This is a genomic window from Chitinophaga sp. 180180018-3 (assembly GCF_037893185.1).
Taxonomy (GTDB): domain Bacteria; phylum Bacteroidota; class Bacteroidia; order Chitinophagales; family Chitinophagaceae; genus Chitinophaga.
The window spans coordinates 7,206,537-7,219,622 of record NZ_CP140772.1 but is presented as its reverse complement, the minus strand read 5'-3'; the positions used below and the strand labels follow the sequence as shown (position 1 = coordinate 7,219,622).

General features: G+C 44.9%; 13 protein-coding genes. 8 read left to right on the top strand and 5 right to left on the bottom strand.

What is annotated here, in order from left to right; translation table 11 throughout:
• Positions 1–10: 10 nt before the first annotated feature.
• Together UNH61_RS28405 and UNH61_RS28400 are read left to right on the top strand one after the other, a co-directional pair.
• A complete protein-coding gene (locus UNH61_RS28405; RefSeq protein ID WP_326995386.1) occupies positions 11–853 on the top strand; it encodes a tetratricopeptide repeat protein in 843 nt (280 codons plus the stop codon).
• Between the two features lie 454 nt (positions 854–1,307).
• Entirely contained in the window at positions 1,308–2,858 is a 1,551-nt protein-coding gene (locus UNH61_RS28400) for an Rne/Rng family ribonuclease (RefSeq protein WP_326995385.1), read from the top strand.
• A 59-nt stretch (positions 2,859–2,917) separates the two neighbouring features.
• Here UNH61_RS28400 and UNH61_RS28395 read toward each other — a convergent pair whose 3' ends face one another.
• On the bottom strand, positions 2,918–3,250 hold the full coding sequence (locus tag UNH61_RS28395) for a cupin domain-containing protein (RefSeq protein WP_326995384.1): 333 nt from the start codon (positions 3,248–3,250) through the stop codon (positions 2,918–2,920).
• Positions 3,251–3,416: 166 nt separating this feature from the next.
• On the opposite strand from UNH61_RS28395, the gene UNH61_RS28390 reads away from it, so the two are divergent.
• Positions 3,417–5,090, top strand: a complete 1,674-nt coding sequence (locus UNH61_RS28390; protein ID WP_326995383.1) for a L,D-transpeptidase family protein — start codon at positions 3,417–3,419, stop codon at positions 5,088–5,090.
• Between the two features lie 60 nt (positions 5,091–5,150).
• Here UNH61_RS28390 and UNH61_RS28385 read toward each other — a convergent pair whose 3' ends face one another.
• The gene (locus UNH61_RS28385; protein WP_326995382.1) at positions 5,151–5,534 is read right to left on the bottom strand and encodes a RidA family protein; all 384 of its coding nucleotides are present in this window, start codon (positions 5,532–5,534) and stop codon (positions 5,151–5,153) included.
• A gap of 99 nt (positions 5,535–5,633) precedes the next feature.
• On the opposite strand from UNH61_RS28385, the gene UNH61_RS28380 reads away from it, so the two are divergent.
• The 5 genes from UNH61_RS28380 (at position 5,634) to UNH61_RS28360 (ending at position 9,711) form a co-directional block, all read left to right on the top strand.
• The gene (locus UNH61_RS28380) at positions 5,634–6,299 is read left to right on the top strand and encodes a 3-hydroxyacyl-CoA dehydrogenase family protein (RefSeq protein ID WP_326995381.1); all 666 of its coding nucleotides are present in this window, start codon (positions 5,634–5,636) and stop codon (positions 6,297–6,299) included.
• An 8-nt stretch (positions 6,300–6,307) separates the two neighbouring features.
• A complete protein-coding gene (gene tsaB / locus UNH61_RS28375) occupies positions 6,308–6,985 on the top strand; it encodes a tRNA (adenosine(37)-N6)-threonylcarbamoyltransferase complex dimerization subunit type 1 TsaB (protein WP_326995380.1) in 678 nt (225 codons plus the stop codon).
• Positions 6,986–7,197: 212 nt separating this feature from the next.
• The gene (locus tag UNH61_RS28370) at positions 7,198–7,557 is read left to right on the top strand and encodes a metalloregulator ArsR/SmtB family transcription factor (RefSeq protein WP_012788619.1); all 360 of its coding nucleotides are present in this window, start codon (positions 7,198–7,200) and stop codon (positions 7,555–7,557) included.
• Positions 7,558–7,688: 131 nt separating this feature from the next.
• Positions 7,689–9,092 (top strand): MBL fold metallo-hydrolase, encoded by a 1,404-nt coding sequence (locus UNH61_RS28365; protein ID WP_326995379.1) that lies wholly within the window; start codon positions 7,689–7,691, stop codon positions 9,090–9,092.
• Positions 9,093–9,225: 133 nt separating this feature from the next.
• Positions 9,226–9,711, top strand: coding sequence for a BON domain-containing protein (locus UNH61_RS28360; protein ID WP_326995378.1), 486 nt, complete (start codon positions 9,226–9,228; stop codon positions 9,709–9,711).
• Positions 9,712–9,778: 67 nt separating this feature from the next.
• Here the strand turns inward: UNH61_RS28360 and UNH61_RS28355 are convergent, their stop codons facing one another.
• From UNH61_RS28355 to UNH61_RS28345, 3 genes are all read right to left on the bottom strand, one after another.
• Positions 9,779–10,654, bottom strand: coding sequence for a lysophospholipid acyltransferase family protein (locus UNH61_RS28355; RefSeq protein ID WP_326995377.1), 876 nt, complete (start codon positions 10,652–10,654; stop codon positions 9,779–9,781).
• Between the two features lie 42 nt (positions 10,655–10,696).
• The gene (gene nadB / locus UNH61_RS28350) at positions 10,697–12,295 is read right to left on the bottom strand and encodes an L-aspartate oxidase (protein WP_326995376.1); all 1,599 of its coding nucleotides are present in this window, start codon (positions 12,293–12,295) and stop codon (positions 10,697–10,699) included.
• Positions 12,296–12,385: 90 nt separating this feature from the next.
• A complete protein-coding gene (locus UNH61_RS28345; protein WP_326995375.1) occupies positions 12,386–13,057 on the bottom strand; it encodes a lysoplasmalogenase in 672 nt (223 codons plus the stop codon).
• Positions 13,058–13,086: the final 29 nt, after the last annotated feature.

Below are 13,086 nucleotides of genomic sequence, written 5' to 3'. Positions count from 1 at the left end.
ATTTTAGGCGATGCAAAAAACACAAGTTCTTCTGGTGGGTGCTGCGGTAGCACTATTGGTGATATTATTCGCCTTTGGCCGAACTGTGCCCCGGTCAGAAAAAAAACCTATGTCATCTGCTGCCCCAATGCAGGGTGGACAGGAAGTGGAGGCTATTGCCTTTTCTGAACTGCTGACAACCGCTAAAGGTAAGATTCCTGCCGACAAATTGCTTCAGATCAATACCGTCGAAACCAATATTGTGCGCGGAGACGTGAAAGCCCAAAAGATAGCCGCATATCATCAATTATACAATACCTGGGACAGCCTCAATCAACTTCCGGTAGCTGCATATTATCTGAGTGAAGCAGCTAAGTTGGAAAATTCCGAAAAAAGCCTCACCTTTGCAGCCAATTTATTTTTAGCTCACCTGCAACATGCAGAAGATCCGCGTGTTGCGAAATGGGAGGCCGACAATGCAATTGAGTTGTTTGATCAGGCACTGAAGCTTAATCCTGGCAACGATACATTGAAAATCTCTCAGGCGATGGTGTATATGAACACCGGTCAGCCTATGGCAGGGGTAGCCAGATTAAGAGAAGTAGTAGCTGAGCATCCGGATAATATTGATGCACAGGTGACACTGGCCAATCTGGCGATAACATCCGGTCAGTACGACAAGGCCATTGAGCGGCTGGAAGGGGTGGTGAAAAAGCATCCGGATGATGCCAAGGTACTTTTTGTACTGGCGGAATCATACAGGAGTAAAGGAGATAAGAAGAAGGCAATTGAACTGTTTCAAAAAAGCAGGGAATTGATGAAAGATCCGGAGTTGAAGAAGGAAGTGGACAATTATATTAAAAGTATTCAATAATATTATTTTTCAATCATTTAAAAACGTATCAGCGTATGCCTTGCGGTAAGAAAAGAAAAAGACATAAAATTGCTACTCACAAGCGTAAAAAAAGACTGAGAAAGAACCGGCATAAAAGTAAGAAGAAATAATTACTCCAGTTTCCCGCCATTTATACTAATAAGGTATGCTCCCGGCGCGGTGGTCGGATAAAAATTTTCATATATCCTGCATGATTTTAGCATTTACTTCTTAAATTGCTATAGTCATGCAGGTTGTTTCCATAGATCCCGCAACTGAATTCTCCGGACATTACCTGCTGTGATCGCTGAACCCTTAAGCAATCCATCATCACGAACGTGAATAAATACGCTAACTTTATGGTGAGCTATTGTTTTGGTATGCAGTAAGCTGTTCTTAAATAGCCGTGTGCATAGCATAAAGGTGAAGTTTTAAAGGTTAAAATTTTGGACGCTTGAATAAGGAACTTATTATAAATGCGGCTCCCACAGGGGTGGAAATTGCGTTACTGGAAGATAAGAAGCTGGTGGAATTGCATCACGAAAGTGGCAATCCGAACTTCGCAGTAGGCGATTTATACCTGGGTAAAGTGAAAAAACTGATACCCGGCTTAAATGCTGCATTTGTTGACGTAGGCTTCGAAAAGGATGCCTTCTTACATTACACGGATCTCAGCCCCTATATCCGCTCCATTCTTAAATTTACTTCAATGGCCATCAGCGATAAAACGCCCGATGGATTTGATTTTACGAAGTTTAAAAATGAACCGGAAATAGTCAAAACCGGAAAAATCACAGATGTTTTGGGTGGCAAACCCAATATCCTCGTACAGATTTTAAAGGAACCCATTTCTTCCAAGGGCCCCCGTCTTAGTTGTGAGATTTCTCTTCCCGGACGTTTTATCGTGTTAACGCCCTTTAATGACATTGTTGCGGTCTCTAAAAAGATCCACTCTTCCGAGGAAAGAAAAAGATTGCAAAAGATTGTGGAAGCGATCAAGGCACCGAACTTCGGTGTCATTGTCCGCACTGCTGCTGAAGGAAAGAAAACGGCTGAATTACATGAGGATCTGACCACGCTCGTTCAAACCTGGAAGAATATCCAGGCGAATCTTAATGGCGGCCAGGCGCCCCAGAAGATTCTGAGCGAGCAAACGAAGACTACCAGCATACTTCGGGATCTGCTCAACGAGAGTTTCAATCGTATTGTGGTCAACGATAAAAACATTTATACAGATACAAAGACGTATATCCAGAAGATAGCGCCTGAGAAATCTGATATTGTCAACTACTATAACAACGGTTCTCCCATCTTCGATAATTTCGGTATTACCCGCCAGGTAAAAGCCTCGTTTGGTAAAACTGTAAATCTCGACAGTGGTGTATATCTCATTATTGAGGCTACTGAAGCGTTGCATGTGGTAGACGTGAACAGTGGCTATAAAAGCTCCAGCAATAACCAGGAGCAGAATGCGCTGGCCTCCAACCTGGAAGCTGCTGCTGAAATTGCCCGCCAGCTGCGCCTGAGGGATCTGGGCGGTATCATTATCATTGACTTCATTGATATGAAACTGCCGGAAAACAAAAAGGCCATCTTCGAGGCAATGGAGAAATTCATGGCACAGGACAGAGCTAAACACACTATCCTGCCTATCTCAAAATTTGGTCTGATGCAGATCACCCGTCAACGGGTGAAACCTGAAATCACCATTTCTGTTGCAGAAGATTGCCCAACCTGTCGTGGTACCGGAAAAATAGGTGCTTCCATGCTTATCCTGGAAGATATTGAGAAAAATCTCCAATACCTGCTTAACCATCAGCATAAAGGACTGACTATCCGCGTACATCCAATCCTGTATGCTTACCTTACCAAAGGATTCCTCGTGTCTAAACAATGGAAATGGTATTTCCATTATAAGAAGTGGATACGCCTGAAAGCCGATAACAACTACCACCTCACTGAATATCGTTTCTTTGATGCAAACGATGAAGAAATTAAACTCTAAACCGAGCGAAATATTATTAAAACAAATGACCGGGCAGCTAATTGCACCGGTCATTTGTTTTATTGCCCAAAACGGTAATCGTCGCGCGCAGGGCTGAAACTGTCGATTAGCCGGCAGTCGGTAAGCGCCCTGCCACCATGTGGCGTATTCGGCGGAATTACCAGCGTATCGTGCTGCCGCAGCGTGTACCGCTGCCCTGCCAGTTCCATCTCAAAAATACCTTCCGCCACGTAAGTGATCTGCTCATGCGGGTGCTCGTGAACAGGAGATACAGATCCGGCTGTTATCTCCCAAAATGCCAACGTACTTTTACTCCCATGCACAAACTGGCCATAATGGCCGGCAATCGTATTCTTAACAGGAATATTATCCAGGGAAACGGGTTTATTCATACCGGGTGTTATTTAGATATTAAATATAACGGTTACAGGAGATTCCGGCAATGGCAGGGTTGTATAAGCGTATATATTTCATACATTTACCGTTACAATACCCTTTAATCCCCAATAGTATTATTGTCGTGTTGTTTTAAAGTTTTAAAATACACCCTTAACACATATGACTACACGTTTTTACTCTGTACTCGCTTTGTCGGCCGTTTTGATTTTTGTTGCCTGTCAACAACAGGTCGGAACCCAAAAAAAGACAAGGACGAGAGATACCACTCACTATACCAAACAGGCGTATATAGAACAAACGTTAGACAGCAACTTCGTCAGTAAATTTCTGCAAACGCATAAGACCTACAATGCGTATGATGAGTATATTCTGAATTTTTATCGTAAGCGTGATTTTCATTACGCCTGGATCAACAAAGACGGGCTGACAGAGCAGGCGAGTAACTTCATTAATATGATGAAGAACGACGCTGCTTATGGGATTAAAGACAGTACGCTGATGACGCCGGAGCTGCAGCAGTTAACCGATACATTGCTGGTGAGCGACGAAGGGCTGAAGCCTGGAGATACGGCTATCCCGCGCATTGAAATGATGCTCACTACTCAGTTCTTTGCTTACGGAAATAAAGTATGGGGTGGGCTTACCGCCGATTCAGCGAAAGACCTGGAATGGTTTATCCCCCGCAAGAAAATAGATATGGAAAGCCTCCTGGATTCGGTGGTGAATAAAAAAGGCAACAATACTTTCCAGGACGACGAACCGGTGAACAGGCACTATAAAATGCTCCGTGAGCAGTTGAAAAAACTGGCTAAGATTGAATCAACCAGCAAGTGGGATTCTATCCGTACTACACAGAAAAGTTTTAAGAAAGGAGATTCGTCAGAAGTGATTGCGCAGGTGAAATATCGCCTGGAAGCATTTGGGGATCTGCCGGGAACTGATAGCAGCAAGCGTTTCACTGCAGCGCTGGATACAGCAGTACGTAGTTTTCAGAACCGTATGGGATTAAAAGAAGACGGTACTATTAACAAAGGTGTGCTGGATGCCCTGAATATTCCTATACAACAACTGGTACAAAAGATCCTGTTGAATATGGAGCGCCTCCGCTGGGTGCCCATGGAGCCAACAACCGATTATATCCTGGTGAATATTCCCCAGTTTAAAATGCACGTATACGATAAAGGAAAGCTGGCGTGGAGCTGTAATGTGGTGGTTGGAAAGCCAGGGGCAAGCACGGTGATCTTTACAAAAGACCTTCGCTATGTTGTGTTCAGCCCGTATTGGAACGTACCTCCGGGAATATTGGCCAAAGAAGTGTTACCCGGTCTGAAACGCAGTGGGGCGGGTTATCTGGCGCGTCAGAATATGGAAATAGTAGGAGCCAGTGGGAAAACAATTTCTCCAGGATCTATTAATTTCAGCAAATACTCCGGCGCCAATTTCCCTTACATTGTACGGCAAAAACCGGGAGGTAAAAACTCATTGGGGAAAGTAAAGTTCCTTTTCCCGAACGAGTATAATATCTATTTGCACGATACACCTGCACGTTACCTGTTCGGAGAAAACGACCGTTCATTCAGTCATGGCTGTATCAGGATAGCTGAGCCCAAACATCTGGCAGAATGGCTGTTGAGGGATGATTCTACCTGGACAGAACAGAAAATAGATGAAGCAATGAATGGTAACAAAGAGAAATTTGTTACCCTGAAAGAAAAAATACCGGTTTTCATTGTATACTTCACAGCGTTCGTAGACAGTAACGGAAAGCTTAACTTCCGCAACGACGTATACGGGCATGATGAAAAGCTGGCAAAAGCGTTGTTTGGCCGCTAGCAACCGGCATCCAGCTAAGCGGAGGCGTTTATCAGTCTTCGCTTAGCTGGATGCTGACAGCTAAAAGCTAACCGCTATTACAGATATCTCCACGTTTACTCCTTTCGGAAGTGCGGCTACCTGTACTGTTTCTCTGGCAGGATAATCCCCGGAAAAGTAGCTGCCATATACTTCGTTTACCTGCGGAAATGTATTCATATCGGTGAGGAAGATGGTAGTTTTTACTATGTTCCGGAAATCCATGCCTGCTGCTTCCAGCACAGCTCCGAGGTTTTTCATGGACTGATGGGCTTCATCCACAATACCGGATTTGATCAATTCGCCGGAAGCGGGATCAATAGGAATCTGGCCGGATACATACAGGGTATTGCCCACCTTTACAGATTGATTATAAGGCCCGATAGGAGCGGGGGCTTTGCTGGTATTTATGATTTGTTTTTCCATAGCAACGAAAGTAAATAATAATTGATGAGGCGCCATACCATCTGGGGCGGGATGTGCTATAATTAATGATTCTTTATTAGGTTTGCCGAAATTTAACGCATGAATATCCTGGTAATAGCAGATGCCCAGCGTTTTGAGGAGTTGCAGGGGAAGGAGATAGCCGGGCGGCACGAGATACAGTGGAAAACAAGCCTGGAAGAAGTATTATCGCTCAGGTCATTTGATCTGGTGCTGGATCTGATATTCGATGACCGGCCGGAGAATGCCCGTGTGTATGCAAAAAATCCGGGTATTCCTGTATTAGCGGGGATGGTAAAAACATCGCTGACAGAAGTGATGAATCAGTATGCTTTTGAGCAGGGATTTAATATCATGGGCTGCAACTTTTTACCCGGGCTGATCAACACGCCGGTGTTGGAGGTGTCTCTTATCGATGAAGGACAGCAGGCTGTTCTGGACGATATCGTCTATCAGTTGGGATGGGAATATGCGCTGGTGTCTGATGCTGTGGGAATGGTAACGCCGCGGGTGATCTGTATGATCATCAATGAGGCATACCTGACGGCAGAAGAGGGTACCGCATCCCGGGAAGACATTGATACTTCCATGCGACTAGGTACTAATTATCCTCACGGGCCATTTGAATGGAGTGAGCGGATCGGGATACGGCATGTATATGAAGTGCTGAAAGCGGTTCACGAAGCTACCGGCGACGACAGATACCAGGTGGCCGCCTCATTACAAACAGCATACGAAGCGATTTAATTTTTTTCATGGCACTTATACTCAATATAGACACTGCAACTACATCAGGCTCCGTAAGTCTTTCCCGGGATGGGAAAGTTATTCAGACGCTGATCAATGAGAAGCAGCAGGATCATGCAGCAACGATGACGCTATTTGTGCAGCAGATCCTGAAAGAACAGGGTATTTTGCCTGGACAGCTGGATGCCATTGCGGTAAGTGCCGGCCCGGGTTCCTATACGGGTTTGCGGGTAGGTGTGGCTACTGCGAAAGGTTTGTGTTATGCCTGGAATAAGCCGCTGCTGGCGATTTCCACGCTGAAGATGATGGCGCAGGGAATGTTGACTACCGTTAGTGATGCATCGGCATGGTATTGTCCTATGCTGGATGCGCGGCGGCAGGAAGTGTTTACGGCTGTTTACGATGTACAGTTACAGGAAATATTACCTCCACAGGCTATGATACTGGAGCCTGCGTCTTTTGAGCAACAGTTGTCCACGCATCGTATTATTTTTTTCGGCGATGGAAGTCCGAAATGGCAGGTAATGCTATCTTCACACAAAAATGCTATATTTGCCCAATATCAGATAAATGCCGCTCATATGGCTGTTATTTCTGAGGCTGCTTTTAATGAAAAACAATTTGTTGATCTGGCTTATTTCAGTCCATTTTACCTCAAACCTTTCTATTCTCCTCAAAAGCCTTAATACATTCATTCTATTTGTCATGACATTGTCAAATTACATCTAATTTGCAAGTATCTGGGGCATATATATGATAAAATAAGGTATGGAAATTTTTTTTATTGTGACAGATATTATATTTTTGTATAAATCGATTACCGCAATTGTTGTCTAACTATTTGCGAGTACTGTCCGTTGATCCCTTTCATTTCATCATTTTTTAAACTATTAATGCGATGGAAAAAACATTATTAACTACCTCTTCTAATACTCTTATTATTTCTAGAGGTACCAATGAAAAAGACCAGATCAAATTGGATTACATTGCCGTAAAGAAAGCTGCTATGGTTTTACGTGCTATCAACCATAAGCTGCGTCAGCAGATGATTAAGCTGCTGGAAGATCATAAGAAAATGACTGTGACAGAGATTTATGTGAAATTGCGTCTGGAACAATCGGTAGCATCGCAACATCTCGCTATTTTAAGGCGTGCTGGCATTGTAATTACAGAAAGAGATGGTAAGTTTATCCACTACACCATTAATAAGCAACGTATTGCTGAGGTGGCGAAATTTGTGGAAGAACTTGTTGGTTAAAAGCAATACCGTATCACATACGGAAGAATTTATATAAAAAAGTAGCCAGGCGGCTACTTTTTTATTTTGATATAGATTATATCCATAAGTGTAGCCCCGGAGAAGTTGTAAATTTGTAAAAATCAAAAACCATGTTCGTAAAACAATTGTACACCAACTGTTTGTCAGAAGCGGCTTACTTCGTAGAATCAGAAGGGGTAGCTATAGTGATAGATCCGTTGAGAGATATCGACGTTTATCTGGAACTGGCAAAAGAACGCAACGCCACCATTAAGTACATTTTTGAAACCCATTTTCACGCTGATTTCGTTTCCGGTCACCTTGAACTGGCTGCAGCTACCGGTGCTAAGATTGTGTATGGCCCGGATGCGCAGACAGGTTTTGAGGCTTATCTGGCGAAAGACAATGAAGTTTTCCAAATCGGCAGGGTATCTCTGAAAGTATTGCACACACCGGGGCATACACTGGAATCGTCGTGCTACCTGTTGCTGGATGAGCAGGAACAACCATATGCTGTTTTTACGGGAGATACATTATTTGTGGGGGATGTTGGCCGACCGGATCTGTTCAGTGGCAACCTCACTAAAGAGGAGCTCGCTGCTCATCTTTTTGATTCGCTGAATAATCGTATTAAGACATTACCGGATAACGTGATCGTATATCCTGCACATGGACCGGGATCTGCCTGTGGTAAGAACCTGGGCCCTAATACGTACAGCACAATAGGCGATGAGAAGGCGACAAACTACGCTTTGCTGGCGACGGACAAAGCGCAATTTATAGCCGAAGTTACCAGTGGTTTAACTACGCCACCCTCTTATTTCCCGATCAATGCCAAGATAAACAAGGAAGGCTACGATGCCTTACAGGCTGTGATGGACAAGGCCCTGCAGCCATTTTCTCCGGCTGAATTCAAGGCAAAAGCCCAGGCTGGCGCACTGATACTTGACGCCCGCCCTGCTAAGGAATTTGGGGATGGATTTGTTCCGGGAGCGATCAGTATTGGTCTTGAAGGCCGTTTTGCAGAATGGGCCGGCAGCTTGTTGCCATTTGATCAGGACATTATACTTGTAACACCTGTTGGCAAAGAGGAAGAAACGATTGTAAGAATGGCGCGCGTAGGGTTCGATAATGTCGTGGGCTATCTGAAAGGTGGTTATCCTGCCTGGGAAGCAGCCGGTGAAGCCAGAGATATGATTATTACGGTGGAAGCAGATGAGTTAGCGATGGATATTCCGCACGATCCCAATCTTGTGATCGTAGATGTGCGCAAACCCATCGAATACGCAGACGGGCATATTAAAAATGCTCTTAACCTGCCGCTGGGTGACCTGACAGACACCACTAAACTGGCCTCCATAGAAGATAATTACAACCTCTATGTTCATTGCCAGGGAGGTTACCGCAGCATCATTGCCTGCTCCATCATGAAAAGAGAAGGAATACATAACCTGCGGAACGTAGAAGGCGGTTTCGCCAAAATGAAGGATCAGAAAGGGTTAGAAGTGGTTCAGGAGAAGACCGTGCTGAATTAGAATCAGGAATTACGAAATAGAGCGAAGGCCCTGGCGGATAATATTTCATTTAGATTATTATCTGCCAGGGCCTTCGCTCTATTTCGTAATTCCTGATTTTTTCTTTATCTTATTACTACAAAAATGTTCGGGTATGATCACCAAGCACCTGATAGCCATTATCTTTTTGATGAATATGATGTTGTTAGCCTGTCAGCCTTCCGATAAAGCATTAAAAGCCGCCGTGAATGAAAAGCTGAGTATGATTCCTGGTATTAGCGCGGATGTGAAAAATGGTGTTGTAACCCTGAGTGGTGAGGTAAGTGATGAAGTGGCCAAATCAGCCGCAGAAGACGCGTTGAAGGGCATGAAAGGTGTTAAGTCTATTCAGGATAGCATACGTATAAAAGTAGTAATGCCCCTTACACCGCCGGTGGTGCATACTCCAGAGGAATTACTGAAGAAAGCGCTGGATTCTGTTTACTCCGTCAATGGGTTTAACGATATTACTGTAGTGGTAACTAAAGATGAAATAGTGTTAAACGGCACTGCTAAAAGAAAACAATTGAATAAGGCAGTTCAGCTGGCGCAGCGTTTGTCCAACAGGAAGGTGACGAATGAGATAAAAATTACGAAATAGACAGGAAAGATCAGGAGGTTATGAGAAGACTATAGTGACTGATGATACCATATCCACTAATGTCTTCCTATACATTCTTAATTTTTTCTCCTTTATATTCATGTTTCCACCGCCGGTGGCTCCATACCCATACTTCGGGTTGTTCGTGGATATTTTTTTCCAGGAATTGCACAAATGCTTCGGTAATTTTTCCTTCCGATTCTTGTTGCGGATTTTCAAATGCGAGGGTCAGGGTGGTTTTGTAGTGACCTCTTTTTATTCTACGGATATCTACGAATACAACCGGTATATTGCTCCTTTTAGCGGCCATTTCCGGCCCTTTATAGAACGCTGTCATTTTATTCAAAAATGGATACCAGAAGCAGCTGCGGGGATTGCCCGGGTTCTGGTCCGCAACGAGGGCGATAAGATACTGTTTGTTTTGCCACGCCCGCATGCTGTTAGCCATATCATTAGCAGGAATGAGTATAGAGCCGGATTTCTCCCGGAAGTGACGGAACAGCCGGTCTACCGGCTTGCTGGTAATTGGCATATACACCACAAGGAAGGGAAATTGCACGTGCTGCATACAATAGAGGTTAGCCCATTCCCAGTTGAAGTTATGGCCCAGGTGCATCTGGCAGCTTTTGCCTTTTGCATACAGGTCGCGCAGAACGTCAAGGTTGACAGTAAACCGTTTCTGTAGTTGTTTCCTGCTCATGGTGAGCAGTTTGATGGTTTCCACCATCATATCGGTGAGGTTGTGGTAATATTTTTTAGCAAGGGCAATACGCTCTGCTTCCGACTTATCAGGAAATGCCTGGGCGAGGTTGGTCATTACCACCTTTTTGCGGTATCCGATGATGTGGTATATCAATCCGTACAACAGATCGCTGATAAGGTAAAGTACCCGCAAAGGCAGTAAAGAAATCCCATAGCAAAAAGCAAGCAGCAGGTAATACATATTCCTTTAATGTTGTAAATCCACCGCAAAGGTAGTGAAAGCCTATAGAACGATATTTTGTACCAGGTCGGATTTATATGGATAATCTGTGTTATAGTGCAGGCCTCTGCTTTCTTTGCGGAAGGAAGCGCCTTTCACAATGAGGTAACCTGCAGTGATCAGGTTACGTAACTCACATAATTGTGGTGACACCATGGTTTTCTCGTATAGCTGTTCGGTTTCCTCGTGGAGAATATCAAGGCGGCGCATGGCGCGTTGCAGGCGGACATCTGTTCTTACTATCCCTACATAATCACTCATAATCTGCTTCAGCTCTTTCAGGCTTTGTGTGATGAGGATCATTTCTTTGGGGGCGGTGGTACCGGTGGCATCCCAGTCGGGCACATTTTCCCTGAAGCCGATGGCATCAATCTTACTAGTTGCATCCATGAAGCAGCGATGGGCAAATACCATTGCTTCCAGCAGGGAGTTGGACGCGAGGCGGTTGGCACCGTGAAGTCCGGTGCTGGCGCATTCCCCACAAGCGTAAAGGTTACGAATGGACGTTTGACCCCATTCATTGGTTTTTATACCTCCACAACTATAATGGGCTGCTGGTGCTACTGGTATCATTTGTGTGGCTACGTCGATCCCTGCGGCTTTACAGGTTTCGTAAATATTCGGGAAATGATGAATGAATTTCTCCATATCCATATGCCGGCAATCGAGGTATACATGCTCGGTACCGGTGATCTTCATTTCACTGTCGATAGCGCGGGCTACTATATCGCGGGGCGCCAGCGACAGCCGGGGATCGTACTTATGCATGAAATCTTCTTCATGTATGTTGCGTAGTATACCGCCATCGCCTCTTACGGCTTCGGTGATCAGGAAAGAAGGGCTGACGCCCGGCTGGTACAGGGCTGTAGGGTGGAACTGGATGAATTCCATGTTCTCGATACGGCCTTTCGCCCGGTATACCATTGCCACGCCATCGCCGGTAGCGATGGTTGGATTGGTGGTAGAGCGGTATACCTGCCCGTTCCCCCCGGTTGCCAGGAGGGTTGTCTTGGCAAGTATCTTTTCTATTTTATTGGTAGTGAGATTTAGTACGTATACGCCATAGCATTCAATATCCGGCGTTGCTTTGGTGACCAGGTACCCGAGATGGTGCTGCGTGATCAGATCTACCACGAAGCAGTGGGAAATCAATTCTATATTGTGCCGGCGATGAATAGCCGTCAGCAGCGCACGCTCAATTTCTTTACCCGTTACATCCTTGTGGTGAATAACTCTGAAAACAGAATGTCCGCCTTCCCGGCCCAGGGAAAAATCTCCATCCGGGTTTTTGTCGAAATTGGCACCCCATTCGATGATCTCATTAACCCGCTCAGGGCCTTCCGTGACAACAATCTTCACTACCTGCTCATTACAAAGCCCATCCCCTGCTATAAGGGTATCATCGATATGCTTCTCAAAGCTGTCGTTTTCCAGATCATTTACCACTGCTACTCCACCCTGGGCGTACTTGGTGTTGGTTTCATCCTCCCGGCTTTTGGTAATAACGGTGATCTTTTTATCCGGGCATTGTTGTGATACCTTGAGCGCATATGTGAGGCCTGCAATTCCTGAACCAATAACGAGAAAATCTGTCTGCTGCATAGTAGAACAAATGTAAGAATTACGGATTAAAAATTACGAATTACGAATCAGGTGAGAAGATGTGCGCACCTGATTCGTAATTCGTAATTTTTAATCCGTAATTCTTTTAAAATAATTGATTCCTCCAACGACCAATCCGCACTGGCCCAGTCCGTACGTGAGCATAATCAGCACATTAATGCCGGGAAAAGGATGATAGAATTTACCAACTGCTATGAGGGAATCTGACAGAATGAATAATATAGCGCCGGCAAGACAGTACCAGCCCGCGGGCTGGTACTGGAAATGGAAAGCGTGCAGTGCGCTTTGCAACGTGAAGAACAGTGCGATCGCGTATAAGATGACAGGTATCGTGTAGCCGCCGAGGTATGGAAGCAGGAACATAATGAATGCGATCTCCACTGCCGCATTCAGCAGGATAAACGGGTACTTGCAAAACGGAACCGGGGGGTTACTGTACCTGATCTTCAGAAAGAAGGTCGTGTACATAATGTGCGCCAGCAGGAAGCTGCCGAGGCCCTGCAGGAAAAAGCCATTGAAAAGAAGCAGATCGTCGCCAAGGGAAGAGAAAAACAATGCGAGCAGCAGAAACACAAGAAAAGAAGAAGGCAGCTTTACCTTCGAATAGAGCACATAAATAGCCAGCAGCACCGTTAGTAAAGGTTTGGTAATATGACGGTACTGATCTTCTCCAAGAATGATCAGGAGAAGGTCGGCCAGTAAAACGATAAAATAGGCAATCAGGCTTTTTGGTTGAAACATAGAAAAAAGGGATTATAGTAACACAAATA

Bases quoted from the DNA above. Each gene is read 5' to 3' on its own strand.
- UNH61_RS28405 (WP_326995386.1), top strand. From the start codon at position 11: ATGCAAAAAACACAAGTTCTTCTGGTGGGTGCTGCGGTAGCACTATTG.
- UNH61_RS28395 (WP_326995384.1), bottom strand. From the start codon at position 3,250: ATGAATAAACCCGTTTCCCTGGATAATATTCCTGTTAAGAATACGATT.
- UNH61_RS28390 (WP_326995383.1), top strand. From the start codon at position 3,417: ATGACTACACGTTTTTACTCTGTACTCGCTTTGTCGGCCGTTTTGATT.
- UNH61_RS28385 (WP_326995382.1), bottom strand. From the start codon at position 5,534: ATGGAAAAACAAATCATAAATACCAGCAAAGCCCCCGCTCCTATCGGG.
- UNH61_RS28380 (WP_326995381.1), top strand. From the start codon at position 5,634: ATGAATATCCTGGTAATAGCAGATGCCCAGCGTTTTGAGGAGTTGCAG.
- tsaB (WP_326995380.1), top strand. From the start codon at position 6,308: ATGGCACTTATACTCAATATAGACACTGCAACTACATCAGGCTCCGTA.
- UNH61_RS28370 (WP_012788619.1), top strand. From the start codon at position 7,198: ATGGAAAAAACATTATTAACTACCTCTTCTAATACTCTTATTATTTCT.
- UNH61_RS28365 (WP_326995379.1), top strand. From the start codon at position 7,689: ATGTTCGTAAAACAATTGTACACCAACTGTTTGTCAGAAGCGGCTTAC.
- UNH61_RS28360 (WP_326995378.1), top strand. From the start codon at position 9,226: ATGATCACCAAGCACCTGATAGCCATTATCTTTTTGATGAATATGATG.
- UNH61_RS28355 (WP_326995377.1), bottom strand. From the start codon at position 10,654: ATGTATTACCTGCTGCTTGCTTTTTGCTATGGGATTTCTTTACTGCCT.
- nadB (WP_326995376.1), bottom strand. From the start codon at position 12,295: ATGCAGCAGACAGATTTTCTCGTTATTGGTTCAGGAATTGCAGGCCTC.
- UNH61_RS28345 (WP_326995375.1), bottom strand. From the start codon at position 13,057: ATGTTTCAACCAAAAAGCCTGATTGCCTATTTTATCGTTTTACTGGCC.